The organism is Cohnella silvisoli, assembly GCF_021190915.1.
GTDB lineage: Bacteria > Bacillota > Bacilli > Paenibacillales > Paenibacillaceae > Cohnella > Cohnella silvisoli.
Map to the genome: position 1 here is coordinate 54,582 of NZ_JAIOAP010000020.1, position 25,149 is coordinate 79,730.

General features: G+C 48.3%; 32 protein-coding genes. 12 read left to right on the plus strand and 20 right to left on the minus strand.

Going from position 1 to position 25,149, the window contains the following annotated elements; genetic code table 11:
* The first annotated feature begins 100 nt into the window (after positions 1 to 100).
* The 7 genes from K7P76_RS28490 (at position 101) to K7P76_RS28520 (ending at position 5,827) form a co-directional block, all read left to right on the plus strand.
* A complete protein-coding gene (locus K7P76_RS28490; protein ID WP_232189466.1) occupies positions 101 to 1,576 on the plus strand; it encodes a protein adenylyltransferase SelO in 1,476 nt (491 codons plus the stop codon).
* A 319-nt stretch (positions 1,577 to 1,895) separates the two neighbouring features.
* A complete protein-coding gene (locus K7P76_RS28495) occupies positions 1,896 to 2,330 on the plus strand; it encodes a YciI family protein (protein ID WP_232189467.1) in 435 nt (144 codons plus the stop codon).
* Positions 2,327 to 3,592: an RNA polymerase sigma factor gene (locus K7P76_RS28500; RefSeq protein ID WP_232189468.1), complete on the plus strand. Its 1,266-nt coding sequence runs from the start codon at positions 2,327 to 2,329 to the stop codon at positions 3,590 to 3,592. The genes K7P76_RS28495 and K7P76_RS28500 overlap by 4 nt, the downstream gene beginning before the upstream one ends.
* Positions 3,593 to 3,815: 223 nt before the next feature.
* The gene (locus K7P76_RS28505; RefSeq protein WP_232189469.1) at positions 3,816 to 4,250 is read left to right on the plus strand and encodes a YciI family protein; all 435 of its coding nucleotides are present in this window, start codon (positions 3,816 to 3,818) and stop codon (positions 4,248 to 4,250) included.
* Between the two features lie 129 nt (positions 4,251 to 4,379).
* The gene (locus K7P76_RS28510; protein WP_232189470.1) at positions 4,380 to 4,775 is read left to right on the plus strand and encodes a VOC family protein; all 396 of its coding nucleotides are present in this window, start codon (positions 4,380 to 4,382) and stop codon (positions 4,773 to 4,775) included.
* An 11-nt stretch (positions 4,776 to 4,786) separates the two neighbouring features.
* The gene (locus tag K7P76_RS28515) at positions 4,787 to 5,125 is read left to right on the plus strand and encodes a DUF1801 domain-containing protein (RefSeq protein WP_232189471.1); all 339 of its coding nucleotides are present in this window, start codon (positions 4,787 to 4,789) and stop codon (positions 5,123 to 5,125) included.
* An 87-nt stretch (positions 5,126 to 5,212) separates the two neighbouring features.
* Entirely contained in the window at positions 5,213 to 5,827 is a 615-nt protein-coding gene (locus K7P76_RS28520; protein ID WP_232189472.1) for an MBL fold metallo-hydrolase, read from the plus strand.
* A 309-nt stretch (positions 5,828 to 6,136) separates the two neighbouring features.
* Here K7P76_RS28520 and K7P76_RS28525 read toward each other — a convergent pair whose 3' ends face one another.
* Positions 6,137 to 6,475, minus strand: coding sequence for a winged helix-turn-helix transcriptional regulator (locus K7P76_RS28525; RefSeq protein WP_232189473.1), 339 nt, complete (start codon positions 6,473 to 6,475; stop codon positions 6,137 to 6,139).
* Between the two features lie 129 nt (positions 6,476 to 6,604).
* Here K7P76_RS28525 and K7P76_RS28530 point away from each other — a divergent pair, with 129 nt between their 5' ends.
* The 5 genes from K7P76_RS28530 (at position 6,605) to K7P76_RS28550 (ending at position 9,699) form a co-directional block, all read left to right on the plus strand.
* Positions 6,605 to 7,546: an NADP-dependent oxidoreductase gene (locus tag K7P76_RS28530; protein ID WP_232189474.1), complete on the plus strand. Its 942-nt coding sequence runs from the start codon at positions 6,605 to 6,607 to the stop codon at positions 7,544 to 7,546.
* Between the two features lie 367 nt (positions 7,547 to 7,913).
* Positions 7,914 to 8,075 carry a hypothetical protein gene (locus K7P76_RS28535; RefSeq protein WP_373692540.1) on the plus strand — a complete coding sequence of 54 codons (162 nt, stop codon included), beginning with the start codon at positions 7,914 to 7,916 and terminating at the stop codon, positions 8,073 to 8,075.
* Between the two features lie 130 nt (positions 8,076 to 8,205).
* The gene (locus K7P76_RS28540) at positions 8,206 to 8,748 is read left to right on the plus strand and encodes a dihydrofolate reductase family protein (protein WP_232189475.1); all 543 of its coding nucleotides are present in this window, start codon (positions 8,206 to 8,208) and stop codon (positions 8,746 to 8,748) included.
* 87 nt (positions 8,749 to 8,835) lie between these two features.
* A complete protein-coding gene (locus K7P76_RS28545) occupies positions 8,836 to 9,231 on the plus strand; it encodes a VOC family protein (protein ID WP_232189476.1) in 396 nt (131 codons plus the stop codon).
* A gap of 15 nt (positions 9,232 to 9,246) precedes the next feature.
* Positions 9,247 to 9,699: a DUF998 domain-containing protein gene (locus K7P76_RS28550; RefSeq protein WP_232189477.1), complete on the plus strand. Its 453-nt coding sequence runs from the start codon at positions 9,247 to 9,249 to the stop codon at positions 9,697 to 9,699.
* On the opposite strand, the gene K7P76_RS33810 is transcribed toward K7P76_RS28550, so the two are convergent.
* The 19 genes from K7P76_RS33810 to K7P76_RS28640 form a co-directional block, all read right to left on the minus strand.
* Positions 9,650 to 9,973 carry a helix-turn-helix domain-containing protein gene (locus K7P76_RS33810; RefSeq protein ID WP_373692541.1) on the minus strand — a complete coding sequence of 108 codons (324 nt, stop codon included), beginning with the start codon at positions 9,971 to 9,973 and terminating at the stop codon, positions 9,650 to 9,652. The two genes, K7P76_RS28550 and K7P76_RS33810, sit on opposite strands and share 50 nt — an antisense overlap.
* A gap of 200 nt (positions 9,974 to 10,173) precedes the next feature.
* Entirely contained in the window at positions 10,174 to 10,764 is a 591-nt protein-coding gene (locus K7P76_RS28555; RefSeq protein WP_309244805.1) for a DNA-methyltransferase, read from the minus strand.
* Between the two features lie 210 nt (positions 10,765 to 10,974).
* The gene (locus K7P76_RS28560; protein WP_232189478.1) at positions 10,975 to 11,745 is read right to left on the minus strand and encodes a DUF1906 domain-containing protein; all 771 of its coding nucleotides are present in this window, start codon (positions 11,743 to 11,745) and stop codon (positions 10,975 to 10,977) included.
* Positions 11,729 to 11,989, minus strand: coding sequence for a hypothetical protein (locus K7P76_RS28565; protein ID WP_232189479.1), 261 nt, complete (start codon positions 11,987 to 11,989; stop codon positions 11,729 to 11,731). Before K7P76_RS28565 ends, K7P76_RS28560 begins: the two co-directional genes overlap by 17 nt.
* Before the next feature lie 35 nt (positions 11,990 to 12,024).
* Positions 12,025 to 12,162, minus strand: a complete 138-nt coding sequence (locus K7P76_RS28570) for a hypothetical protein (RefSeq protein ID WP_232189480.1) — start codon at positions 12,160 to 12,162, stop codon at positions 12,025 to 12,027.
* Entirely contained in the window at positions 12,162 to 12,530 is a 369-nt protein-coding gene (locus K7P76_RS28575) for a hypothetical protein (protein WP_232189481.1), read from the minus strand. The genes K7P76_RS28570 and K7P76_RS28575 overlap by 1 nt, the downstream gene beginning before the upstream one ends.
* Before the next feature lie 9 nt (positions 12,531 to 12,539).
* A complete protein-coding gene (locus tag K7P76_RS28580) occupies positions 12,540 to 14,744 on the minus strand; it encodes a LamG domain-containing protein (protein ID WP_232189482.1) in 2,205 nt (734 codons plus the stop codon).
* 4 nt (positions 14,745 to 14,748) lie between these two features.
* Positions 14,749 to 15,060 (minus strand): hypothetical protein, encoded by a 312-nt coding sequence (locus K7P76_RS28585; protein ID WP_232189483.1) that lies wholly within the window; start codon positions 15,058 to 15,060, stop codon positions 14,749 to 14,751.
* Between the two features lie 3 nt (positions 15,061 to 15,063).
* Positions 15,064 to 15,810, minus strand: a complete 747-nt coding sequence (locus tag K7P76_RS28590; protein WP_232189484.1) for a hypothetical protein — start codon at positions 15,808 to 15,810, stop codon at positions 15,064 to 15,066.
* A gap of 12 nt (positions 15,811 to 15,822) precedes the next feature.
* On the minus strand, positions 15,823 to 16,389 hold the full coding sequence (locus K7P76_RS28595; protein WP_255678884.1) for a YmfQ family protein: 567 nt from the start codon (positions 16,387 to 16,389) through the stop codon (positions 15,823 to 15,825).
* 7 nt (positions 16,390 to 16,396) lie between these two features.
* Positions 16,397 to 17,452: a baseplate J/gp47 family protein gene (locus tag K7P76_RS28600; protein WP_232189553.1), complete on the minus strand. Its 1,056-nt coding sequence runs from the start codon at positions 17,450 to 17,452 to the stop codon at positions 16,397 to 16,399.
* A gap of 50 nt (positions 17,453 to 17,502) precedes the next feature.
* On the minus strand, positions 17,503 to 17,955 hold the full coding sequence (locus tag K7P76_RS28605; protein WP_232189486.1) for a DUF2634 domain-containing protein: 453 nt from the start codon (positions 17,953 to 17,955) through the stop codon (positions 17,503 to 17,505).
* A complete protein-coding gene (locus tag K7P76_RS28610) occupies positions 17,948 to 18,337 on the minus strand; it encodes a DUF2577 domain-containing protein (protein ID WP_232189487.1) in 390 nt (129 codons plus the stop codon). The genes K7P76_RS28605 and K7P76_RS28610 overlap by 8 nt, the downstream gene beginning before the upstream one ends.
* A 28-nt stretch (positions 18,338 to 18,365) precedes the next feature.
* Positions 18,366 to 19,430, minus strand: coding sequence for an XkdQ/YqbQ family protein (locus K7P76_RS28615; RefSeq protein WP_232189488.1), 1,065 nt, complete (start codon positions 19,428 to 19,430; stop codon positions 18,366 to 18,368).
* Positions 19,427 to 20,086, minus strand: a complete 660-nt coding sequence (locus K7P76_RS28620; RefSeq protein ID WP_232189489.1) for a LysM peptidoglycan-binding domain-containing protein — start codon at positions 20,084 to 20,086, stop codon at positions 19,427 to 19,429. Before K7P76_RS28620 ends, K7P76_RS28615 begins: the two co-directional genes overlap by 4 nt.
* A gap of 317 nt (positions 20,087 to 20,403) precedes the next feature.
* Positions 20,404 to 22,590, minus strand: a complete 2,187-nt coding sequence (locus tag K7P76_RS28625) for a tape measure protein (RefSeq protein ID WP_232189490.1) — start codon at positions 22,588 to 22,590, stop codon at positions 20,404 to 20,406.
* A gap of 244 nt (positions 22,591 to 22,834) precedes the next feature.
* Positions 22,835 to 23,239 (minus strand): phage tail assembly chaperone, encoded by a 405-nt coding sequence (locus tag K7P76_RS28630; protein ID WP_232189491.1) that lies wholly within the window; start codon positions 23,237 to 23,239, stop codon positions 22,835 to 22,837.
* A gap of 23 nt (positions 23,240 to 23,262) precedes the next feature.
* The gene (locus K7P76_RS28635) at positions 23,263 to 23,670 is read right to left on the minus strand and encodes a phage tail tube protein (protein ID WP_232189492.1); all 408 of its coding nucleotides are present in this window, start codon (positions 23,668 to 23,670) and stop codon (positions 23,263 to 23,265) included.
* A gap of 15 nt (positions 23,671 to 23,685) precedes the next feature.
* The gene (locus K7P76_RS28640) at positions 23,686 to 25,149 is read right to left on the minus strand and encodes a phage tail sheath family protein (protein ID WP_232189493.1); all 1,464 of its coding nucleotides are present in this window, start codon (positions 25,147 to 25,149) and stop codon (positions 23,686 to 23,688) included.

Genomic DNA, 25,149 nt, shown 5'->3' on the forward strand with positions numbered 1-25,149 from the left:
TTTTGTGGGGAAAGGGTATAATAAATGGCAGAAGTAAACACTAAAAGGGTCTACCTTGTGTTGATATAGAAAGCAGATAACTAAAGAAGAAGGAGATACAATGACGGAGAAAAAAGCAATAATAGAAACTGGATGGAACTTCGACAACAGTTATGCTCGTCTGCCGAAATCCCTTTTTACAAAACTCGACCCAACCCCTGTACAGTCACCGAAGTTGATCATTCTTAATGGTAAGTTGGCAACTTCCCTGGGGTTGAACGTCCAAGCGCTGCAAAGCAATGATGGCGTAGCGGTGTTTGCGGGCAACCAGATTCCCGAAGGCGCTTTGCCTCTTGCTCAAGCTTACGCGGGGCATCAATTCGGACATTTTAACATGTTAGGGGACGGCCGTGCTCTGCTGCTTGGCGAACAGATCACTCCTCTAGGTGGGAGGGTTGACATTCAGCTTAAAGGTTCGGGTGCAACGCCGTACTCCCGCCGAGGCGATGGTCGAGCTGCTCTTGGGCCTATGCTGCGCGAATATATCATCAGCGAAGCCATGCATGCGCTTGGAATTGCTACCACACGCAGCCTAGCGGTGGTGACAACCGGTGAGTCAATAATCCGCGAAACCGAGCAACCTGGTGCAATTCTGACTCGGGTGGCTGCCAGTCATCTGCGCGTCGGCACCTTTCAATACGTTGCACAATGGGGCACTGATGAGGATCTCCGGGCTCTGGCCGATTACACATTGCAAAGACATTTTCCAGAAGTGGATGCTGATGAGAACCGCTATCTTATCCTGCTTCAGGAAGTGATCAAGCGTCAGGCTTCGCTGATCGCCAAATGGCAGCTTGTTGGTTTTATTCACGGGGTGATGAACACCGATAACATGGCCATAAGCGGAGAGACTATTGATTATGGTCCTTGCGCTTTCATGGATGCCTATGACCCGGCAACGGTATTCAGTTCCATTGACATTCATGGCCGGTATGCTTATGGCAATCAACCGCATATTGCTGGGTGGAATCTCGCGAGATTTGCTGAAACCCTGTTACCGCTGCTGCATGACGAAGAGGCGCAGGCTATCAAACTGGCAGAGGATGCGCTTTCGGATTTTTCCGAGTTGTTTAACCGCAATTGGCTCAGGGGAATGAGGGCAAAGCTGGGAATCTTTAACGAAGAGCTGGAGGATAAATCCCTTATTGAAGGCCTGCTCAGTATGATGCAGAAGCATCGTGCGGACTACACCAATACCTTCCGCGCGTTAACTTTTGATAAACCGGAGGATACGGTCCTGTTTGGCACCACGGATTTTGCTCAGTGGAATGAGCTGTGGCAGGCGAGACTAGGCAGGCAGGAGGAACCACAAGCTTCCTTGCATCAGTTGATGCGCAACAGCAATCCTGCGGTAATCCCTCGCAACCACCGGGTAGAAGAAGCACTAGAAGCTGCGGTAGAAAATGGAGACGACAGTGTGATGGAGCGGCTTCTTGATGTTCTTTCAAGGCCCTACGAGCACTCCCCTGAACAGATTGATTACTCCACGCCGCCTGAGCTATCAACCCGCCCTTACCGAACCTTTTGCGGAACCTGACTTAGCGGTTAGTGGGATTACTTCATGAGACCAAGTTTAATGCCATGAGTCGAGTAACATTCAGGTATTTCATCCTGATTTGGCTCGGCTCTTTTTCTTACATAAAACAAATTCCTTCGGCGTGACTCAAAGCCGAAGGATTTTAAAATCCAATACCGAACTTTACAGAAAGCAACCTAAATGAGGGGGAATTGAAAAACTTAATCAGTTTGTCGATTTTGCCCGATTCCGTTCGTCGCCTAAACAGAGGCAAGTTTTTGCGAATCATACAAGAACGCGAGAACGGGGCTCCAATACGAAATTCAGGAGGAGAATAAGTATGCGGTTTATGATGATTGTCAAGGCTACCCAGGATTCAGAGGCGGGCAATAAGCCCAGCGAGGAATTATTTGCAGCGATGATACGGTACAATGAGGAATTGGCCAAAGCCGGTGTGCTGCTTGCTGCCGACGGGCTTCATCCGAGCTCGAGTGCCATCCGTGTTTCGTATCCGGAACCAGGCGGCAAGGCGAAGGTCATCGATGGACCGTTCACGGAGGCGAAAGAGTTAATTGCCGGATATACGCTCATCGAGGTCAAATCAAGGGAAGAAGCCATCGAATGGGCGATGCGCATGCCGGATCCGAACGGTTTCGGCGAAGGCCAAATCGAACTTAGGCAGGTGTTCGAGATGCCCGAATTGACACAGAATCCTGAAACGCTGGCGCAGGTAGCTACGCAGCGTGAACGGATGGAGTATAAGAAGAAATCATGACGGACACCGCTGCACACCGTACGATCGATGCGATCTGGCGTATCGAATCGGCCAAGCTCATTGCCGGCCTTGCGCGGATGGTGCGCGACGTCGGCATAGCCGAAGATCTTGCTCAGGATGCGCTTGTCATCGCGCTTGAGAAGTGGCCGGACACCGGTATTCCGGACAACCCCGGCGCCTGGTTGATGGCGACCGCGAAACGCCGCGCGATCGATTTGCTGCGAAGGAACAAGATGCGCGACCGGAAATATGAAGAGATTGGGCGCGGCAGCGATTTGTATACCGAGCCCGATCTGGAATCGGTGATGGATGGGGAGATCGGCGACGATCTCCTCCGTCTGATCTTTACGACCTGCCATCCGGTTCTTTCCCAGGAAGCGCGTGTAGCCCTGACGCTGCGTTTGCTCGGGGGACTCACGACCGATGAAATCGCGCATGCCTTCCTCGTCGCCGAATCGACCGTTGCGCAGCGGATCGTTCGGGCCAAGAAGACTTTGTCCGCCGCGCGGGTTCCCTTTGAAGTTCCTGTGGGCGATGAGCTTAAGGATCGTCTGTCGTCGGTGCTCGAAGTTATCTATCTTATGTTCAACGAGGGATATACAGCGACGGCTGGGGAAAACTGGATACGCCCTTTGCTCTGCCAAGAAGCGCTCCGTCTTGGGCGTATTTTGGCGGAAATCGCTACCGCGGAGCCGGAAGTTCATGGACTGGTTGCCCTGATGGAGATTCAATCGTCTCGGTTCAAAACCCGGGTGAGCCCCGTGGGTGAGCCTATCCTGCTCATGGATCAAAACCGGGCGCTCTGGGATCAGCTTCTGATCCGCCGCGGTTTGGCTGCACTCGAACGAGCCCAGAAGCTGGGGCGTCCGCTCGGTCCCTACGCGCTGCAGGCTGCGATTTCCTCTTGCCATGCGCAAGCCCGCACCGCATCGGAGACCGATTGGGCGCGCATCGCCGCCCTATACGAAGCATTGTCTCGGGTAACGCCATCGCCCGTCGTGGAGCTAAACCGGGCGGTTGCGATCTCCATGGCGTTCGGTCCCGAGTTCGGACTGCAAATCGTCGATGCGTTGACTTCCGAACCGTCTCTGAAGGAGTACCACCTCCTGCCGAGCGTTCGCGGCGACCTTTTGGTGAAAGTGGGCCGTGTCGTCGAAGCCCGTGAAGAGTTCGAACGCGCCGCATCGTTGACGGGAAACGAGCGCGAGCGGGAACTTCTACTAAGACGCGCAGCCGAATGCGCTGCAAACGGATATTTGTAGAACGCGAATGAGATTTATCTCGTTCGCGTTTTTTTGCGTTGCGAAGGAACTGTACGGGCAGCCATCCATCAGTCTTGAAGTTAGGGCGGTAAAGGGCGGGAAAAAGTTATGAAAGGCATGTCGATTACGCCGCTTCGCATTCGTCGTCTAAGTAGAGTCAAGTTTCCGAGCCATCCATTCCCGGCGCTTGGTCTCCAATAGAAACAGGGAGGATGTGTTACAAATGCGTTTTATGATGATTGTCAAAGCAACCAGGCATTCCGAGGCGGGTATCAAGCCCACGCGGGAACTCGTTGACGCGATGAAAGCGTATAACGAGGAGTTGGCAAAAGCCGGTGTGCTGCTTGCTGCGGAAGGGCTGCAACCCAGTTCCGGAGGGTTACGGATATCGTATCCCATTCCCGGCGGCATGCCGAACGTGACGGCAGGGCCTTTTGAAGAGGCAAATGAGTTGATCGCGGGATTCACGTTGATCGATGTGAAGTCGGAGGAAGAGGCGTATGAATGGGCGATTCGCATGCCGGATCCCCATGGTTTCGGCGAGGGTGAAATTGAGCTTCGCCAAGTTTTCGAAGCGGCGGAGCTTATCCGAGATCCGAGAATATTGGCCATGGAGGCCGATCTTCGCGACCAGATTGACATGATAAACAAAAAATAAAAATGATTTAGTTGGAGTTGTCGATTTTGTCGGTTTCCGTTCGTTGTGTTAATAGAGGCCGGGTTAAACGGTGATCATCCGGTTCACCCGGCAAACCAAAAATAAACCAAAAACGAAAGGTTGATGAACATGAAAGCACAGTTAACCCCTTATTTAATGTCGGAGGACGCACGAGCTCAAGCAGAAACGTATAGGCAAGTGCTCGGCGGTGAAATCCTGTCCGTAATGACTTACGCCCAAGCGCCGGGAACGCCGGATGCGATGAAGGACAAAGTCATGCACTTGGCGATGAAGGTAGCAGGAGAAAATCCGTTGTTTATGTCCGATTCCTTTGAACCTGTAGGCGGAAGCCGCAGCATCAGACTGGCTCTGTCATTTGAAAGCGAAGCCGAAGCCCGTCAAGCATTCGCGAATCTGAGTGAGGTCGGTGCGGTTAAGTATCCATTCGACCTTCAGCCTTGGGGAGCTTATTACGGCGAAGTCGTAGACAAATTCGGCATCACATGGCAGATCGTCAAACAATAAGGAGAATGACAATGAACCAGGACGTAACGGATTATATTGAAGCGCTAGAAGTACCCTGGCAAGCGTATTATTGCGCCCGCCTTCGCGATGTTGTACACCTGGTGGCACCGGACATTCAGGAGCGCATCCAGTACAAGAAACCCCATTTTTTGAAAAATGGAAAGTACGCAGCCGCCATCACGACATCGAAAGACGCGGTAAGTTTTACGATCTTCAACACGAACGAGCTTGCCTTCCCGGAAGGATTCGACGGTCCTCCCGAAAGAAAGACCATCAAGCTGCGCGACGGCCAGCCGGTTGATTACGATTTGTTGTCGGCGCTGTTGAGGCTTGCATCCGATCCGCTGTAAATCATGATGAAAAGGCTGCCGAGTTAGTCATTAACAAGGTTCGAATCGAGCTATGTGATAGAAGTTGCGAAATGGAGGTGAAAAGCAATGAAAGTCACACAAATTTCTGAGCACATATGGAGTTGTAAAATATGGATTATATTCCCTATTCATGTATGGTTAGTGAAAGAGAAGAGTGGGATCACGCTCGTGGACACGGGTTTGGGGATGATGGCGAAAGGTATTTTGAATACCGTCGAACAACTCAAAGCCGGACCTCTAGAGAGAATTGTGCTGACCCATGGTCATCCTGACCATATTGGCGGACTCAAGCGTATATGGCGCTCCAAAACGGTTCCAACTTATGCTCATCGTATCGAAATCCCGTATATGCAAGGAGATTTGTCTTACCGGAAGGGTAGAAAGCCGGCGACTTATGTCGAAAAGGGATTGATTCAGGCACTTGGCGAGGATGAACAAGGACAGTTGCAGCGTATAGGCAGTTTGACTCCATATTTTACACCGGGACATTCCCCTGGGCATGTAGTCTTCTATCATGAGTGGGACCAGGTTCTGCTCGCTGGAGATTTGTTCACATCCAAGAAAGGACGATTGCGCGCCGCCCCCTTCACACCCGATTTGAGAGTTTCTGTACAAAGTAGTTCCATTGTGAGAAAACTTCAGCCAAGTAAAGTTGAAGTGTGTCATGGGGATTCCGTATAGCAACCTGCCGATCAGATTGAACAATATATGTCGTATTATTTGTAAGAACGATTCTGTCGTGAATCATAGCCTATAGTGCGGCTTAAACATTGACGAAGCATTACATACCCAGTGTTTTTACGTTTTTGGTAGTGAAACTAACCAATGTGGGAGCACGGCATGCAAGAGGTCAGGGTTCGATCCCCTCTTGGCTTCATAACAAAAAATCCTTGATCCATTGGATCGGGGATTTTTTGTTATGGAGCCATGAAAGAGGGAGAACCCCGGGGTTCAGTCCGCGCGCAGAAGCGTCAGATATAAATAAATTTGTTACATACTTTGTTGATCTTGCCTGCTTCTTTCCATATGAGTGAATCCCCAATGTGCCATTGATTCCATCACTGAATTGAAAGACTTGCCGTAGTCACTTAGCGAATATTCTACTTTGGGTGGAACTTGCGGATACACAGTTCTAATTATAAGTCCATCGTTCTCCAATTCTCTAAGTTGTTGCGTTAACATCTTGCGTGTAATTTGTGGCATCGAATGTTGTAGTTCATTGAAACGTTTCGTTCCGTTTACCAAACGCCAAAGAATAATGACTTTCCATTTTCCGCCGATTACTGACAAGGTTGCCTCGACAGGACAGCTATTATCAATACAGTCCATGTTCAATCCCCCGATAGTTACTTTTTTGGTACTACGATACTTGAAAGTGCGTACTTCCTATATTTAAACCTAATATTATAATACAAGATAGGGAAAGAAAAAATACAAAAAACGATGGAGGCTAATACTATGTCCAAGTCCAAAATGCAAGCAATTCTAGTTCATGAATATGGCGGTTCGGATGCATTGAAACTCGAAGAAGTCGACCGCTCTAGCCCATTGGCAGGAGAAGTACTTGTCAAAATCCATTATGCAACTGTCATCCCTCTTGACTGGAAAATTCGCAACGGATGGGTGCAGGCCGTATTCCCAAAGACACTTCCCTACATTCCAGGGTTTTACGCATCCGGCATCGTCGAATCGGCAGGCCCGGGAGTGACTGAATTTACTGCTGGCGATCGCGTCTTCGGAATGATAGATGGAGCCTATGCGGAGTATGGCATTTCACCGGTGAATAAACTGGTGAAAATGCCGGACGGTCTGTCTTTCGAGGATGCAGCCACGATCAGGGCCGGCGCGGAAACGGCGTGGAAAGCCTTGTTTTCCGAAGGAGAGCTAAAAGTCGGTCAAACTGTCCTCATTCATGCTGCCGCTGGCGGCGTGGGACAATTCGCCGTTCAGTTGGCCAAATGGAAGGGAGCCAATGTGATCGGCACCGCTTCAACCTCCAATCTGAACTTCGTTAAGTCTTTGGGTTCAGACCAAGTCATCGATTATACCACGACGGCTTTCGAAGAGGTTGTCAAAGAAGTGGATCTGGTCGTCGATTCCGTTGGGGGAGATACAGAGGATCGATCATGGGCAGTTCTGAAGCAGGGAGGAATTCTCGTCTCTTTGACGCAGCCTCCATCTCAAGAGAACGCTAAAAAGCATGGTATTACAGCTAAATTCAACACCAAGTTTCCAACCAAAGCGAATCTGCAGACAATAGCACAATTGATTGCCGACGGTACGATCAAAGCAGAGATCGATTCCATATTCCCGCTAAGCCAAACTAACAAAGCGCATGAGAAAAGCGAAGCAAAACATGGCCGCGGTAGAATTTTGCTGCGCGTCAACTCTTTCGAATAATGATTCGATTACATTTCTTTTGTTGGCACTTGTTCTTGGCATCGGTTTGCTGGCCGCGAGTCTGATTCGTAGAGATACTCCTGAAGAAAGAGGTCAGGGCTGCGTTTCTCATAAGTTCCATAAAAGAAAAAGTCGCTAACGGGCGGCTTTTTCTTTTATGTGCAATTGGGAGCGAACCCGTTGCGGTTTCGCCAAGGCCAAACTGCGCAATCAGATTGACATGCTGAACAAAATATAAAAAATTTTATTTGAATTTGTCGATTTCGGCGCTTTCCGTTCGTTGTGTTAGTAGAGGCCGGGTTAAACGGTGATCATCCTGTTCACCCGGCTAACCAAAAATTAAACCAAAAACGAAAGGTTGATGAAAATGAAAGCACAGTTGACCCCTTATTTGATGTCAGAGGATGCACGAACGCAAGCCGAAGCGTATAGGCAAGCGCTCGGCGGAGAAATCCTCTCAGTAATGGCGGTGCGGTCAAATATCCATTCGATCTTCAGCCTTGGGGAGCCTATTACGGCGAAGTCGTAGACAAATTCGGCATCACATGGCAGATTGTCAAACAATAAGGCCCAGAACTGCCGGCCTTCTGGAAGAGATCCAGAACGGGCCATGACGGAATCATCGATGCAAGAACAATCCAAAACAAAGGAGAACCAAATTGAGAAAACTAATCGTGTCAGAGTTTTTATCGCTGGATGGGGTCATGGAAGCACCGGAAAAATGGCACTTTCCATATGTGAATGAAGATATGATGGCGGATATCAGCGAAGGACTGTTTAAGAGCGACACGCTCCTCTTCGGACGAAAGACCTATCAAGAAATGGCAGCGGCATGGCCGACCAGTACGAACCCTCTTGCCGACAAATTCAATAGCATCACGAAGTTTGTTGTTTCAACGACGTTGGAAGAGGCCCAGTGGAACAATACAACAGTGATTAAGGCGAATATCGTTGAAGAAGTGATCAAGTTAAAGCAACTGCCCGGGCAAGTCATTATGGTCATTGGCAGCTGTGATCTGGTAGATACGCTGATGCAACATGATCTCATCGATGAGTATTGGCTCATGATCCATCCTCTTGTCCTGGGGAACGGCAAACTGCTCTTTAGAGAAGGGATGGCTACGAACCTGAAACTTGCAGCTTCGAAGACGTTCAAAACCGGCGTCGTTTCTCTCACCTACCAGTCAGAGAAGAAAGATTGACTGCTCCTAAATTTAGTCGTTCCCCGTTCGTTGTGATAGTAGAGGCCGACCAGCCAAAAATAAACCCAAAACGAAAGGTTGATGAACATGAAAGCACAGTTAACCCCTTATTTAATGTCGGAGGATGCGCGAACGCAGGCCGAAACGTACAGGAAAGCGCTCGGAGGCGAAATTCTGTCCGTGATGACTTACGCCCAAGCGCCGGGAACGCCGGATGCGATGAAGGACAAAGTCATGCACTTGGCAATGACGGTAGCAGGAGAAAATGCGTTGTTTATGTCCGATTCCTTTGAACCTGCAGGCGGCAGCCGCAGCATCAGACTGGCGCTGGCATTCGAAAGCGAAGCCGAAGCCCGGGAAGCCTATGCGAATCTTGGCGAGGGCGGTGCAGTCAAGTTTCCATTCGAACTTCAGCCTTGGGGAGCCTATTACGGCGAAGTCGTAGACAAATTCGGCATCACATGGCAGATCGTCAAACAATAATGAAGGAGGATTTCTATGCAAACCGTTGCGACTAAGCAAGTGATGTCGACTTCACTGACGGCGGCACGACTTTCATGGTGGGCGTCCGCTGCGTTTCTGGTATTACTCGCTGTCCTGCACATTATCAAGCCCGAGTTTGATCCATCGTGGCGAATGGTCAGCGAATATGCGATTGGGCGTTACGGCTGGGTCATGGTGCTTGCTTTTCTGAGTATGTCCCTGAGCAGTTTCGCGTTATTGGCAGCTATTCGTACTCAAATCAGTACTGTCGGAGGTAAAATCGGTCTGGTCTTGCTTCTGATTAGCGCAGTCGCTATAGCAGCCGCGTCCGTATTTACATCCGATCCCATGACGGCAAGCAAAGATGAGTTCACCAGCCACGGCAATTGTAGCGTCGCAGCGAAATTGCGAAAAAATATCACTTTAATTGCGAAATCGCCGCGCGCTTTTTCTCACGAGTCATCCTGATAATGTCTCGTGCAAGCTCATAGTCCTCATCTGTTAATGTGCTCTTACCGTAAAAATGAAAATGACAGCTTGAGAGGTCGACATCTGTCCCTAATAGTCTTTCCAGTGAGACATTTAGAAAGTTTGCAATGCTCGCTAATTGACCATCAGAAGGCTTTGATTCGTCTAACTCGAATGAAATCAATATTGATCTTTCAATACCGGTTGCAGTCACCATTTTGTCTAACGATAAACGATTCTCAGTCCGAAGCTTGCTTATTCGATAACCAATCATGATAGTCACCTCGGTTGTTTATTTATCAATCGTACTCCCAGTGTTTCTTTGGCGAAATAGGTTTCGGTGGGTCAGACGCTATTAGTGTCCAATACTTCGGTCGTGAACATCGTAAGCACAGGTAAACCTGTGTACCTTCAATCGTCAGATACTTCCACTTCCCCAATGCGTGACAATCGCAGATCCCATTCTCGTATAACTTATTCAGAGTCTCCTTGTTCATAAATACTCCCCCGGTATCGACGGTTTGCTTGTTCAAAATAAATCGGATCAACTTCAAATCCAGTAAACTCTCGCCCGTGGACTTTTGCTGCTTCGGCAACTGGGCCGGAGCCAACAAAAAAATCGACAACATGTTCTCCCAGCAAACTGCTATTACGTATGATATCCTCCATCATTATGACCGGCTTTTCGGTCGGATGGACTGTTTTATTCCCCGGAATCCTTGGATACCTTATGATGTCGGGTGTAGATCGGCTTCTGACTTTCCTTACTTTACGGTCACCCTTCACTGCAAAAATAATGAACTCGTGCTGATACCGATATTGCCAGCCCATGCCCATTCGAACCTTGTCCCAAACCACACAGTTTTTAACAATGAAGCCCACGCGTCGCATCCAAAGCACCATAAAGGGGTACATACGCCAGTCAATGAAAACGTAAATATGCCGACCCGGCTTTAGTATTCGATAAGCTTGGTAAAGCCACTGGAACGTAAAGCGCTGATAGTCTCTTTGCGATAACTGATCATTTGCGATTATTGAAAAACGGGGCTTCTTTGTTTTTTGTATGGTTTGTTCCTCCGAAGCCTAAATTATAGGGCGGGTCAGTAACAATCAGATCGACCGAATCATTGGGTAGATAAAGCTTACTGCCTTCACGGCAATCCATATTGTATATTATGTCGATTCACCTCACATGATAGGAACATTTGTTCTATTATAGGGTATAAAATTTCCCCCGCCCATGCAAGGGGCGAGGGATAAATATTATCGTTTTTTTTATTTCAAGGGTTGGCCTGAAGCTTTACGAAGCTCATTCGCTAATCGGTGAGCTTCTTTGGCTGATTTAGAGTCGCCATTTTTCTTCGCAGCGGCATATTCTGGTTGAAGATGCTTTTTAATAATCATATTAGCATCAACCTCATTCATAGTTTTTACCTCATTATTTGGCTCCGGTTTTGGTGTCTTTTTTGTATTCCACCAACCTTCATTTCCGAACGACTGATTAAAGTCTACCGTTACTCCACCAACGATCTGGCCGTTAAGGTGCTGATAAATATTCGCCTTGACCGATTTTTTACCATAGCTCCATGCATACGTCTGCCAGAAGTGTTTCGCAACTCCGCGCTTCGCCATCTCTTCAATTACAGCATATGATCCGTACACACCGACTGCATAACCACGTAATACTACTGCGACTGCACGTAAGTATGCCTCGATCTTGTCGTAATCCTTCGACAACGCCTCATAGTCAACAGCAAAATAAATGGCGCTACCGATCGGCTGACCTATCGATTTTGCCTCTTGAAATGCCTTTACTCCATCTTCAGCACCAGCCGACGCTCCACCGTTTGGGCGATTGGCGGTTGTCTCATAAACGGACACAATTTGCATTCCTGCCGCCGTGATTGCTTCCGCTTCTGCAAGTTTTAGACGCTTAGAGTATCCGGGAGGTACGAGATACCTAGCCGCAAAACCATAACCAGCTGCTGCGATTGCTTTTACAGTTTTGACTGTAAGCGGTGTTGCACAATCAATTCCTTTTGACATCGCTTTTCACCTCGCGCTTTTTACTGAAATGATATACACCTGAAGCAGTTAATCCTATGACCGAAACTAATACAAGAACCTGCTGGACTCTATCCGGAACCAAAACGAAAATTGCTGCGATGAGTAAACTCATCAAATGATTATACTTTGTAGGAACGTCGAATTCTTTCGCAATCCCAACGTAGGCAGCAACAATTGGGGCAATCATTGCCACTTGCGATGTATATTCCGTGAGATTTTCCACACAAATCATCCTTTCAATTAATGATAAAGTCCCGCTTAAACTGAACCTATAATGTAGTTGTATTCCTCTTGCGTGATCTTCTCTTCTGCAAGGAGACTGTTCAGCTTTTCTATTGTAACCTTCGGGGGATCGGCGTTATAAAGCCGCTTTAGGCTTTCCACAAGTGTCCGCATTAGATCACACCTCCGTTGATTAATTCAAGCGTATAATCGTCGATAGCCGTTGCTTTTTCCGTGTTGATCAAATTATCTAGTCGATGTGTCTCCGCTTGATGGATTGCCAGCTCGTCCGCTTCCATGCGTTGGTAAAGGATCGCGGTAAGCAGTAACTTTCCGTCTACTCCTTCGTCAAGTAGCGCTTGCCCTTGCAAGTGTTCGTCCGCCGAGATAAACGCCGGAGTCTCGCGGACAAGCCGCCTAACGAGATCGGAAGCCTCATCGATCGGTACGATCTCGACGTATCCGCCTAACTCGGTCTGAACACGAGAAATAAGCGCAACCTCTGGCGCGCTGTGTGGGTTATAAATATATATGGCTCTCATATTAGCCTCCTATGCTATTTGTTGAGTATGGATGGTTCCTACGCTTCCGGATGTGCCGGAGCCGCCAGCTTCACCAGCACCGAATAATGCACCGCCCGACCCACCAGAACCTCCATTAACTTGGATTGTACCGTTATTGGTAAAAGTACCTTTGTAGTAGAAGGCAATTACACCGCCGCCAGAACCACCACCGCCTCCACCGCCTCCACCAGAGTTTGTTGTAACGCTTGAAGCGCTTCCTGCACCGCCGTTACCGCCATTTGCTTTAACAACTCCTGAAGAATTGATGCTAATGTTTCCATTTATTATTAAACCAATAAACCCGCCTGCATGTTGACCATCTGATCCTGAATTACCATTTACAGAAGTAGTTGCTTGGTGGCCACCGCTACCACCGCCTCCACCGCCCCGACATTTTCCACCCTTACCTGCAGATGTTGTTACAGCGCTACTAGCAACTCCCGATCCAACACCCCCAGCTCCGTTAAAAGTGTGAATAGGGTCTAGATCTCTCGAAGTGGAAGTAGTAAATGTTAGCGGAAGTACATCACCGCCTCCGAGTTCGGCATATTCGATTGACCCGCCGATACCGCCAACAACAGCATTGAGTCCATTAGCCCCGCCGCTGCCGCCGCCTCCAAATCCTCCAAGGTTTTGACGCCCCCCTCCGCCAATACCTACCGAGGATTGCCTTCCAGTTGATCCGCTATACCCCCCACCATACCCACCGTTCCCGCCATACCCTCCCCGTAGCGCTTGCAAGACTGCCGTAAGCTGATAGTATTTCTCCAGCGTCTTCGGCGTGTCAGTGTACGTGGCTGTGTACGTGAATTCTGATGTAGGCGGCGTGAAGTTTGCGGTGTACATTGCCTTGCCTTTCACGACGCGGAATTCGTCGATTTGACCTGCAAAATAAGAAACACCTAAATTGCCGCCATTTCCTATATTAAAACCACCCGTATCACAACGATGTATTGCGCCTTGAACGTTAACTGAGGCTTCAGGTACTCCGTTAAGGTATAAGGTTAAAACTCCGCGATATCTTACGACAGCGATATGATACCAAGTGTTTACTACTAATGTGGTAGGACCACTTACTGAAAAACTTGAGGCATTTCCTGCTAACCAATAGTAAAGACGGAGCTTATCATTTGTCTGTTTTTCAACCATAAGCGTACCATTTGTTTGAGAAGCATCAAAACTACCAAACAAATAAGCAGATGTACCCATAGTAGTAGGTCTCGCCCAAAAATCTATAGTAAAATCTTCATTACCGAAACTAAAATCATCACTTGTGTTTGTACTAACATATTGTGTTGAGCCATTAAAGGAAATTGCATTACTTCCAAATTTTTTATTCGTAGCATCATATGCAGCTCCACCATTATTAAACCATGTTCTTCCTTGGTCATCATTAGTATTATTATTGAAATGCAAGAGTGTTGAAGTTTTAGCACTATACTGCGCCTTTTTCGTGATGAGCATCGGGATCATTTCGCCGTTTGGTGCTAACCCGGCTTTCTGACTCATGTCGATCGTACCAGATATATCCGCGTTACCTTGGCAGTAAATAATAAGTCCTCGGCAAGGATTGTCCGTGATCATTGTATATCCGGACGGAAGCGTCAGGGAAGAAAATTGCTTTATGCATATGCCGCTGTGTGTGGTGACGGGGAACGTAATATTCCAGATCGTCGGTTGACTTGTAGAGTTTATTCCAATTCCCTGACACGTTAGGGTACAAGTAGAACCACCTGCCGCTAACCTTATCTGCCAATAACGAAACGTAGAATTTATTCCACTGAAAAACGGATTTGCTGCTGATGTGGTAATAGATTGCGGAGTACCGACTTGTACCCATGTAGCATTATCAGTGGAACGATAAAGAACTAAATTTCTTGCAGCACCCGTACTAATTGTGCTTAGAAATAAAGTAAATTGTTGTATATACGCATATGAGTTAAAGTTTACACCGAAATCAATTGTTAATAGTGTTTGTTCGGACGCGGAAGATAATGATCCCGTTGTGAATGTCGTTCCGCCAACACCATCCCACAAATTAGCCACAGTCCCGCCATTAGGTGCTGTCGTCCCCGTGCTGAGTACCGTTGCTGGGTTAAATGCTCCGTCTGAACCATCACCGAAATAGTTGGTGAGACCTCCAACGTTATTATTAATCCCTGCACTTCCTATTGTTTTAAATCCTCTTTGCATGTGCTTATCCCTCCACACCTGAGATAATGCAATCTACAGATGCCCCTGTACTCGCCAGTCCTGTTATAAGGTCGCCACTGTTAAGCACAGTTGATAACGCAAGAATGACTGTAGCGTCCTTTGTTCCAGCTACGTCTAGCACGTAAGTGGTAAGGACAGAAACACCGCCGATAACAATTGTAACTGTTACGGCTACCGCTGTTTTATTCGTTACTACAACTTCTTTAACCACTGCTCCTGCCGCCACCGTTGTATACAGAGTCGCACTTCCAGTGGATAAAGTACCGGCATACATTTTCTTTTTAGTTAGTGCCATCGGTTATACCCCCATCCAATGTAATAAAGCTAGGTCATTGTCGGCGCTGTCTACGTATTGTAATGTTGCAATTTTTAGCCATGTCGGCGTAAAAGCTGCGTCTGCCGTCGTTGCAATGGCACCCGTATCAAATATTTCAACTCCACCGCCAGATGAAAGACGAATTCCCCGAGCGCCCAATGATCCATGAGTATTTGCGTATTTCCAATTGGACGCACCATCTGTATACGCATTGTTAGCAAATAGTGCATGCCCGGAGGTGTTACTCGATAGATCTGCCCATTGGTAGGCGTTGATCTGTCTCCCGGTCGTATTCGTCGTATTAACTCTTGGTGCATTAGCAATACCAGAGAATGTAGGTGAAGCCAGAGGAGCTTTTGCAGCAAGAGCATTTGTAACCGTCGTAGCAAAGTTCGGATCGCTTCCAAGTGCATTAGAAAGCTCGATGAGTGTATCCAGCGCTCCGGGAGCTCCGTTAATTAGCGCGGATATTGCGGCATCGAGAGTGGACTTAATAACAACATCGTCAGCTGCAGCAGGTGCTACCGCTTTGAAGCGACCGTTTGAATCTCTTCGAACAATTTTGTTCGGTGTGGCGGCGCTCGTTGCTCCGTGGGCCGCCTCATCTGCTACGTGAGTGTCGTAGGCTAGCAACTTCGTGTTTAGCAGGTCTTCGTTCCGATTCATATTCGCGACAGTAGCATTGTCTGAAGCCTCAACCTTTTTTATTCCACTGGGTAGGGTGAGCAATCTCTTTCCTCCTTATGGGATATCCCATATTTCTAATTCCCCGAACTTTTTCCCCGTACTTTCAATGCCACCAAAGGTGATTCCACTGGATTCTAATTCCCCATAAGATAGATAAGTGAACGAATATTCCACGACCAAATGCGCGGGTTTAATTTGTTCAATCACTTCCTTTAGATCATCCAAATTCGGAGGAATCCCCCGCGTATCAATGAACTTAACTGTGAATGAGTAAACTTCAGGATGCACCGTTATTTCAACTGTGCCGCCGTCATAAGCTTCTGAAACAGATTTAATGAGACTAACCGTTACCGTGCCAATTCCGCGAATCTTAGAGAGAATGACGCTACGGCGTTGATCGATAGGTTTAGCGGTATCGGTCGGAATGCCAAGCTCTCGTTCCCACAAATCTAATCCCCATGTGGCCGTCGTGACGAAATACTGTTCAAGTGTCCCGTCGAGCGCTTGGAACAGCTTATCTAATTCAGTGCCTTGAGCATCCATGTTGGTGCTCATGATCCGCGACGTGGCGTAATAACCGGGAAGGTAAGTCATCATCTCTTTGCCGCGGATGCTGCTCATCGGAATATTACTCACTCATGGTCACCGTCCCGATCACCGCGACCTCACCTAGTAAGGCTTCGACGTTGAACTCATTGCCATTTACGGTTAGATTCGCGAAGTCGATAATCGGGGGGATGTCTAATAGAATCGCCGATATACGTGTGTAACGAACAAGCGGATCAACGAAAGCTAACTGCTGCAGATATGTTTTAAGTCCAGCTTCGAAAGTGGCCTTTACTTCGCCGATAGTTGCACCGCTGGCAAGAGTGAGTGTCACGCTAATATTGATTGGTATTTCCGTAGCTGCCACCACGGTTACATTAGCCCCAATTGGTGACTTTCCTTCACCTTGACCGGCAGAAGGTGCAATGTAATTTTGCACAGCTGCTACGATAGTCGGATTTGGTGCTCTTTTATCTGCATCCAAAATATAGACCTTCACCGTTCCAGGGCCACTCCACAATGGTTTGACTTGGGCGCGACTAACGCCCGGTATATCCAGCGCCCATTGCATATAATCCGCTTTATTGCCACTTGTTCCCGGCTGCCTGACCTTAATCAGAAAACGGGCTAGTAAGGACTCGTCAGATTCTTCAGCTGCACCGCCGGTCGTGGCTGCTGTATTCGTGACGCTCGTTACACCTGTTAGCGAGTTGACCAAAACACTGATCGCGCCGATAGGCACATTCCCTGCGGTACCCGGTACGATCGCTTTAATCGGGATAACGGCTTCGCCCAGGCTATTTAATGTTGCAGCTGCAGTCGTTTCATATTCGATCGATGAGGTGGCCGTGATATCATCCGCCGGTGTTGCTACGAGCACACCGATGGGGATGACCGTCCCGACCACGCCGATGATCTTGATTGAACCGGCTGCCGAAACAGCAACCCTCGGGATGACACCATGTTCCTCGCAGCGCAATCGCAGATAGGGGCCGAATGTCGTTTCCGCGAATCCGCGTCGAAGGATCTCCTGCGCCCAAATCGATGCCTCATACAATTGAAAGGCAGCGGGGGAAAGGGAGTCCCAAATAAATGAACTCTCCGATTTGTCCACGTCGGAGGGAACGAGATCCAGCATGCGCTGGCGTATGGATGCTTCTGTTTGCTCTGTTAAATAATCAGGCAGCGTCACCCGCTAATCACCACGTTTCCTTGAATTGTTCCGGAATCCTCACGGACATTGATTGCTGTACAGGTAAAGAAACAACGATCCTCTTCCCATACGAAGCTGAAGCTTCCAACGCTGGCCGTCCTCGGATCAGTTAATAGCGTTTCCGTCGTGATCCGCTCTATCTCGCTCTCTATCGTCGGGCGGGGAAGGGCGCGTCCAATAAGATCATCGAAGTCTTGTCCGTGGTTCCGGTCGTAAATGAGGTAGCGGTACCGCTCGGTTTGTAGCGCCTTTTTGCACCACTCTATCCAAGCTTCTGACGTCCCAGCAGCAGCTACTTTACCGGTTGGTGTGAGCACGAACTCGCCTGCCTCATAATCAAACATCCAGCTACGACCGAAGGGGACATCTTCCTGTTCAACCAGCGTTTCTTGTGGTAAATCCTCCGATACCGGAAAGAGATTAGCCATTCGCTTCCACCACCCTACAAAGGATAATAAATTCCTTCCCGCCATTAACCGGAACCACAAGAACACGATCCCCCGGCTGAATACCTGCCTGCCAGTTCATTCGCACCTCATCAACTACAGTTTCCTTAAAGTCGAATCGTGTTAGTTGCGATGTCGAAGCACCAACAAGAGGTTCGCCTAATGCATTAACCGGTGATGTCGTTGTGCCAATCAAAGAGAAGTCCGGAAGATGAACCTTTACGAGCCAGTCGGCCACGAGATAATCAGGAATTTCGTGCTTGAAGGAATCAAGCAATAGTCCCGTTTCAGTTATCGTTCCAAGCTCGGCAGGGACTCCAGCAATCGACTTGCCAGCTATCCCGGAAAACCGAGCTTCCAACATAGTCACCAGTTCCTTAAAGGGATCAGCGCTAATAGAAATCCCTCCTTACTTTGTCCTCGCGGGCAAGATCGAGATCCATTCGCCCCGGGTAGCCCAAATCATGTCGGACACGAGTTACAATAAGTTTCACGCCATTTAATCTCACAGCATCTCCGGCACGGATTGTGTTAATGTCCGGCCCCGCAACCGAGTAGGTTTCCTGTATGCCGGATAATTCCTTCCGAGCTGCCTTTCTTGCTTGGTCGGCATTTTTGATCTTGCTGTCCTGAATAACCTTCTGTAAGGTACCGTATTTCAACGTTTCTCCCTTTTCAACGGCGAGAATAGGGGAAGGAAGCTCAGGCGATTTCAGTTTACCTGATCCATCTACAGTACCTGCATACTTACGTGCAATCTCCTGCAGCGTCATTCCGCTTGTATCAACTTGTTGGGAGGCCTTTGAAGCCTTCTTCTCGGTGCCAAGCACTTTGACCTGCGTGACCGTCCCTTCTAAAGTCCGTCTTCGAGTTAGTTCTTCGATGGACTCCAGATCCCAAATTGTTTTGTTGCTACCAACTTGGATGAGACTCAATCCGGATGTGGTCATCCGGGGCCGGTACATGTTGCCGCCCTTGTCTACGGTTTCCTTCAGATCAGCTTTAATCATGGAGAAAATGCTTTGGGTGCGTTTCACGTCACGCGAAAGTGCAATGCCGGTATCTGGCACGCTGCCAAGACGGATATCCCAATCTTTAGCGTACATTTTCAAACGCTGACCTGCAGTCTGACCAGCTGCCATAAGCCGCTCATCTTCCGACTTGGCTAGATAGATGGTTCGGTCGTATACCGTGATATTCAGATGCTGCCGTCCGCGATCCGCAGCTTCGCAGTCCCAAACGACGCCCGGATTCAGGAGTGGTGCCATACTTGTCCCATCGTATGGTATACCTGATATACGAATTTCTTGTCCTGGCTCTATGTCAGGAAGATCATCCGTCATCACAAGGCGAATCGTCGCACGATAAGAGATTTCATCAAGGGAATCTTCCAGTGAAATAGATTCGATCAGATCCCGCAGATAAAAAGTGTTCCGAAGAACCACATCATAACTCATGGCATCACCAGCTTTTGATTCGGGAAAATCTTGTTCGGGTCTTTACCAATCACCGAACTATTTTTGTCATAGATTTGCTTCCACTTGGAACTGTCGCCAAGCTCTCGTTTTGCGATGGACGTAAGTGTATCGCCTGATTTAACGATGTAAACCTTAGCGACCGGCTTTACGTCCGGACGAACGGAGAGAGCCTTTACTTGTCCTTTCTTAGCGGCAATCGTTTCCGTTCTAACCTTTAAGTCACGCCACGTCCGGAATGTAATGTCGAAGTATATGTCGCCCGGTTCCCCGCCTTTGATCGTTGTATCATGGGTGGACAAAGTTACGAGAACATTAACCATTTTATTCTTGTCCTCGGCAATGATCAGGCGAACAGGCTTCTGGCTAACCATAAATGTAGTTAGTATATTCATAGCTATTTGAGGCTCAATAAACGCTAATGGATCTCCCTTGCAGAAGCTATTGTCATACTCCTTGGGAAAAAAAGAAGAGAAGGCGATTTCTTTCACCTTCTCTCCTGGCTGGATCAAGTCAATTTCTCCAAGCCTCAGTATATTCATGGTTTCAACTAACTTTGATCGACGGATCGTTACTTCTTCCGGATTCACCGGGAAAATAAATTCACCGCCTGCCGGGTCGATCAGGCTAAAGTTCAAAGATAATCACCTCTTAACGAATTACACATTTTGATAATACATGAACAAATATATCCAAATCACAAGTAACAAAACAGCCAATAGTAGATGCCTTACTGATGACGAAAAGTTATCCCGGTTATTTTCTCTATAGGCCCATACAACAGATGTAAGGTCTTTTGAGAAGTCGTACACCAGATATGCAAGAATTAGCAGTGAAGCCCATACTGTAGACATTGCCCATTCAAGTATGCTTTTAGCTGAATCCCAAATTTCAAGCAAAATCAATCACCCACCCTTCAGAACTCATAATTCGTCATAAAGTGGGAAATTCCTTCTCAATCTCGGTTTTCCATTGTCACTTTTATTCGAGCTACAAAAGCACTACCGATCCTTTTTTCTAATTCCGAATAATCAATCTCATTATCTTTCTGTACCTGAATACTGACCGCATTAGCAGGAACTTGGACGTTTATTTGTGTTGGCGACTTACTAGTATTACTTGTGAGATATTTAGCAATTTTGTCGACTTCAGCAGGTGTTAGGGTAGGTGGAGGGACGGCAGTCACCTTGCCCGCGTTGGTCTCAACTAACTGCAAGCTTCCATTTTTAGATACCTGTAAGCTAGATGTTGGTCTTTGATCTGGACGACCTGTCAACACAGGATTCGAGTAAATTGATCTTGGGTCAGTTTGTGCTTTTTCCCAGTTGTTCGCCAAGAAGCCCATAGACCCTGCAAATCCAAGTCCGGCAGCACCGAATATAGAGAACCGGGCAGCAGCGGCAATTCCAGGTGCAGCTACCCAAGGAAGCGGCGAACCTGGCCTTACTGGAGTTTGGTATCTAGGGTTCCAACCTTTAGCATAGGGACTTGCTGGATTTCCCTTAATTAATACTCTTGAAGCAGCAGCAGCTGCTGTTCCTTCTGCAGCAGCTGCTGCTGCGCCAGCTCCACCGGAGGCTGCAGCACCTGCTCCTAGAAGCCATTTTCCACCTCTTAACAATCCTTTTAATCCCTTAAACACACCCAGTTTCTTGCCAAGGAAAATTGCTATGCCAGCTTCAATAGCTACTTTACTTAGATTCTCAGGTGTTGGGTTTTTAATCGCGTTTACTGATACATCCTTAAATGAATCAGCAGCCTTCTTTGCTATTTTCCCAGCATCAAACGATTCAAGAAAAGATTCCAGGAATGCAGTTCCTGCCGATGCACCGGCTTTAACGAACGGAGACTGATCCGCTGACGTTTCCCCGGCTGCAAGACCAAAAGCCCCCATAATCAAACCACCGAGGGTGCCACCGATGGCTTCCCCCATCTTGGATGCAATGTTATTAAGCTTCCCCTCGCCGCCGCTTGACCACCATTCTGAGAATGGATCGGTAATCAACTCATCCCAGACGATCCGCATTTTCTTAAAGAAGTCGGCGTTCTGAAACTTAGGATCATCGAAGAGTGAGAAGACTTTCTCAAACTTTCTTGCGATCCAATCCGTTGCTTGACCAGCCATACGTTCCAGATTATTACCCCAGCGCTTAATCGTGTCATCATTCTTGTCGATCCAATCAGCCAGTTTCTCCAGCCTTGATTGGATGCCTGTCCGGATACCATCGCCCCAGCGCATGAGGATCTTACTGTTAAACGTATCCTTGATGTTAGACCCAAGGCCAAAAAGGGAACGGGATTGTTTCTGCATCATGTTCGGAAAGCGATCATTCATTCCTTCCAGAAGAGCATCGATGGCCTGATTGGCCGGAATCAAACCTCTCTCTGAAAGCTTCATCGTTTGTGCCGTTGTAAGGCCCATCTTCTTAGCAAGGATATCCCATGCGGGAATACCTGCCTCGGTCAGCTGCATCATTTCTTCAGCGGATACTTTCGACTTTGCCTTCATCTGGCCCAAAGCCATCGTAATTCGGTTGATTCCTTCACCGCCAAGGCCGAGTCCAGCGGATGCGTTCCCGACCGACGTCATCATCGGGATAATCCGTTTTGCCTGAAACCCAAAAGCCAGAAGGCGCTTTGATGAGTCTCGAAGCTCCGGAAATTCGAAAGGTGTTTTGTTCGCGAAATTCTGAAGGTCAGCCAATAATGACTTTGCCTTATTCGCACTTCCGAGCATTGTTTCAAAGGCAATGTTCGCCTGCTCCATTTGTCCTGATAGATTTAATGGAGCAACGACGCCACCAAGTACACCGGCACCCATCCCAAGCATGCCCGGTAGGGAAAAAAGACGGTTTTTGATCGCTCCGATCGTGCCGACGGTCATATCTTTTGCCCTGATGGTGACGTTCCAAGCCTTGCTTGACATGGCCCTCAAACTGCCATTGATCTTCTTAGTTGCAGAAGAGACCCGATCAATAAGCCTAGCAGATGGCGAAGCCTTCGCCTTATCCAAAGCCCGAAGGGAGGCAGTTGCTTTTCTGGCTGGTTCCGTTACTCGATCATTTAGTCGAGCGGCAGGCGTCATTTTCATGCGACTAAGCGTTTCGCCGCGTTTTCTCACCTGATCAAGGAATTTATCCATTGCCTTCAGTTCGGCCTTTGTTTCTTCGATACCATCCTGACCAATAACAAGGTCTATGCGATAAAATTCGTCAGCTATTGCGTTTACCTCCTTTCAGGATTTGGTGTTTCTGCAGCGAGTTCCAGTTCAATACTTGCCATTAGAAAAAGCTGCTCTCCACGAGGCAGCTCCCAAAACTGTCCGGGGCGAAGGTGATGTCTCACCCAAATGGCATTAATGAGTCTGGCCGTCGCCCCGAACCTAATTAGTTTTTTACGTCTTCAAGCTCCGTATTGAATCCGGAGATATCAAGTACGGCATCACCTAACGAGCCCAATTCTCCGGCCAGCAGAATCCGCTTAATTACTTCTTCAGCGCTGCTGGCTTTATACTTAGCCAGCAACTGTGGATCTCCCCAATTCGGAGTGACTGTGGAAGTTGCGATCAGCGAAACGTTGAATTGTTCATCGTCGATACGTTCCGACTCTTGACCACGTTTTCCTCTACGTTCGGTAGCCCGTTCCCGAAGTGCGTAGACTTCCTTGCCTGTGAGACCCCGTAAAGTAATCGGTATACCTATCCGCTGAATACGAACGGTTCGTTCTGGAATCGAATCTGCTGCAAGCAGCTGCTGAAGGACTTGTTCTTCTGACATGTTCTGATTTTCCATGATCCAAAAACCCCCTTAGATTATTAGCTCGCCACAATCGGGTCGAGCAGTGTGAACCCTTCAAATGTGAAAGGCGTTTCTTCCATGACTTCTTCGCCAGCTGTCCAGTTGGCTAATTGAATTCGATCCGGCATACAGTTGATGAGCTCAATACGTTCATATCCATAGGCTTCTGGATCATTCAACTTCGAGATGATGTTGAACTTGCCAAAGCCACGTCTAACCATATCACTCGTCACCTTATATCCACTCATGGTGCCGGTTCCTTTTTTCGTGCCAATCTTAAAGGTCGACCAGTCCATACCGGAAAGCTTCAGTTCACGCTTTTCAATTTCCACGGCAGCTTCGAGATGATTGATATTTGTCTGCCAAAATCCGTTAATGAAAGCTTGTCCGTGGGTACCGAGTATCGCTCGGGTAGGGTCCATCATATTGGCTTTTCCTCCTTACTGCACAATGAATGTGCCGAAAATTTGCTCCATGGTATCGGTCAATTTCGCCGTCCATTGGAGGAAGACTTGATCTGGCTCCGGTGTTTGCGAAGCGTTCGTTGCATAGTAATTCGGATCGAGAATGACATTGAAACCAGCTTGTTCGATTACGCCCGATGACGCTAGCGTCTGAAGGTATTGCTTACAGGCGCTGATCAGAGCTAAGCGGCCTTCTTCCGTGTTGTTCACCTTGCCAATGTAACTATCTTCAGCTGTCCGCTGGAGGTCGGCGTTAATAGCGTCCATCACTCGGGTCGAACGAATCTTCTTCCACAGCTTGCTTTGACCCGTGCGAAGAGTAACAAGGCTATTCATGCCGCGCAGAACTTTAACCTGCCGTCCATCATGATAAAGAAGGAAAACGCCGCCTTTAATTGCGAGCTCCTGCTCCGATCTCGTCCAGCGACGGGTTACATCCACGAAAGGGGCGATTGCGTAGGTAGTTGACTGATTGAGCGCTTTGCCTGCAATGAGACCAGCAACAAAGCAGGATATTTGTGCCGAGCTTAGACTTACGCCATCAAGCTTTGCACCGCTCCCGACGTTGACGATGCCCTCGTGATTATACGTTGCGCTTCTTGTTGTCGCTTTGCTTACGGCATCCGAAGCAATGTCATCGGAAGCGGAACCACCAAGAACGGCGATTATCCCTTTGCCCTCACTTCGAACCCGGGACACCCAAGCCACCACACTTGTATGAAGAGCAGAGTCGCTCAGACCATCAAGTGCAAGAACGTGGAATGTTTGCGTCTCAAAAGCGGCAAGTGCATTTGTATAATCGGAGTTGGCAATTCCCGCAATACCGGATGTGCCACCTGTGAACGACTGCGTGGAGACGTTCGCCAGTGTACCGTTACCATCTACCAGCTTTGTTGCAACGATCCATTGATTTGAGGTATCGCTGTTGATCGCATCTACCGCAGCTGCCACTGTTCCACTCGTAAAAGTGAAAGTTCGGAGCAGCGTTGTTCCTTCGAAGAGCTTGATATCTTTCTTTGCGCTATCAATCGGGTTTACGGCGACGGTCACCTTAAAGGTATTGCCGCGGGAGCCCGGATACTTAGCATCGATCTTCAGAACGTTGACCGGAGATCCAGTCGTATCCTGCAGCGTAATTGTTGCAGCTGCCGCACTAGCAGCTAGCCGGTACCCGATCACCTTTTGCGGTGCACCGAGCAAAGCCAGCCGGATCGATGTGTAAGCCGTAGCGCCGCCCGTCTCATCTACGGTGTAGGCATCGACCAATTCTTTTTCGCTGGCGATTTCGACAAACTGTCCGACTGGCCCCCAATTTGCCCTCACTGGCACGATAACAATACCTTGCGATCCCGGCACAATTGCGTTTAGGGCTGCTGCCTGAAAGTTGAGAAAAAAACCTGGCAAGACGGGTTTATCCGTCGCACTCCAATTGCCTCCCAA

What these genes read in the sequence shown, in the direction of transcription:
- K7P76_RS28490 (WP_232189466.1), top strand. Translation starts at nt 101, where the DNA reads ATGACGGAGAAAAAAGCAATAATAGAAACTGGATGGAACTTCGACAAC.
- K7P76_RS28495 (WP_232189467.1), top strand. Translation starts at nt 1,896, where the DNA reads ATGCGGTTTATGATGATTGTCAAGGCTACCCAGGATTCAGAGGCGGGC.
- K7P76_RS28500 (WP_232189468.1), top strand. Translation starts at nt 2,327, where the DNA reads ATGACGGACACCGCTGCACACCGTACGATCGATGCGATCTGGCGTATC.
- K7P76_RS28505 (WP_232189469.1), top strand. Translation starts at nt 3,816, where the DNA reads ATGCGTTTTATGATGATTGTCAAAGCAACCAGGCATTCCGAGGCGGGT.
- K7P76_RS28510 (WP_232189470.1), top strand. Translation starts at nt 4,380, where the DNA reads ATGAAAGCACAGTTAACCCCTTATTTAATGTCGGAGGACGCACGAGCT.
- K7P76_RS28515 (WP_232189471.1), top strand. Translation starts at nt 4,787, where the DNA reads ATGAACCAGGACGTAACGGATTATATTGAAGCGCTAGAAGTACCCTGG.
- K7P76_RS28520 (WP_232189472.1), top strand. Translation starts at nt 5,213, where the DNA reads ATGAAAGTCACACAAATTTCTGAGCACATATGGAGTTGTAAAATATGG.
- K7P76_RS28525 (WP_232189473.1), bottom strand. Translation starts at nt 6,475, where the DNA reads ATGGACTGTATTGATAATAGCTGTCCTGTCGAGGCAACCTTGTCAGTA.
- K7P76_RS28530 (WP_232189474.1), top strand. Translation starts at nt 6,605, where the DNA reads ATGTCCAAGTCCAAAATGCAAGCAATTCTAGTTCATGAATATGGCGGT.
- K7P76_RS28535 (WP_373692540.1), top strand. Translation starts at nt 7,914, where the DNA reads ATGAAAGCACAGTTGACCCCTTATTTGATGTCAGAGGATGCACGAACG.
- K7P76_RS28545 (WP_232189476.1), top strand. Translation starts at nt 8,836, where the DNA reads ATGAAAGCACAGTTAACCCCTTATTTAATGTCGGAGGATGCGCGAACG.
- K7P76_RS28550 (WP_232189477.1), top strand. Translation starts at nt 9,247, where the DNA reads ATGCAAACCGTTGCGACTAAGCAAGTGATGTCGACTTCACTGACGGCG.
- K7P76_RS33810 (WP_373692541.1), bottom strand. Translation starts at nt 9,973, where the DNA reads ATGATTGGTTATCGAATAAGCAAGCTTCGGACTGAGAATCGTTTATCG.
- K7P76_RS28560 (WP_232189478.1), bottom strand. Translation starts at nt 11,745, where the DNA reads ATGTCAAAAGGAATTGATTGTGCAACACCGCTTACAGTCAAAACTGTA.
- K7P76_RS28570 (WP_232189480.1), bottom strand. Translation starts at nt 12,162, where the DNA reads ATGCGGACACTTGTGGAAAGCCTAAAGCGGCTTTATAACGCCGATCCC.
- K7P76_RS28575 (WP_232189481.1), bottom strand. Translation starts at nt 12,530, where the DNA reads ATGAGAGCCATATATATTTATAACCCACACAGCGCGCCAGAGGTTGCG.
- K7P76_RS28580 (WP_232189482.1), bottom strand. Translation starts at nt 14,744, where the DNA reads ATGCAAAGAGGATTTAAAACAATAGGAAGTGCAGGGATTAATAATAAC.
- K7P76_RS28585 (WP_232189483.1), bottom strand. Translation starts at nt 15,060, where the DNA reads ATGGCACTAACTAAAAAGAAAATGTATGCCGGTACTTTATCCACTGGA.
- K7P76_RS28595 (WP_255678884.1), bottom strand. Translation starts at nt 16,389, where the DNA reads ATGAGCAGCATCCGCGGCAAAGAGATGATGACTTACCTTCCCGGTTAT.
- K7P76_RS28600 (WP_232189553.1), bottom strand. Translation starts at nt 17,452, where the DNA reads ATGCTGGATCTCGTTCCCTCCGACGTGGACAAATCGGAGAGTTCATTT.
- K7P76_RS28605 (WP_232189486.1), bottom strand. Translation starts at nt 17,955, where the DNA reads ATGGCTAATCTCTTTCCGGTATCGGAGGATTTACCACAAGAAACGCTG.
- K7P76_RS28610 (WP_232189487.1), bottom strand. Translation starts at nt 18,337, where the DNA reads ATGTTGGAAGCTCGGTTTTCCGGGATAGCTGGCAAGTCGATTGCTGGA.
- K7P76_RS28615 (WP_232189488.1), bottom strand. Translation starts at nt 19,430, where the DNA reads ATGAGTTATGATGTGGTTCTTCGGAACACTTTTTATCTGCGGGATCTG.
- K7P76_RS28625 (WP_232189490.1), bottom strand. Translation starts at nt 22,590, where the DNA reads ATGGATAAATTCCTTGATCAGGTGAGAAAACGCGGCGAAACGCTTAGT.
- K7P76_RS28630 (WP_232189491.1), bottom strand. Translation starts at nt 23,239, where the DNA reads ATGGAAAATCAGAACATGTCAGAAGAACAAGTCCTTCAGCAGCTGCTT.
- K7P76_RS28635 (WP_232189492.1), bottom strand. Translation starts at nt 23,670, where the DNA reads ATGATGGACCCTACCCGAGCGATACTCGGTACCCACGGACAAGCTTTC.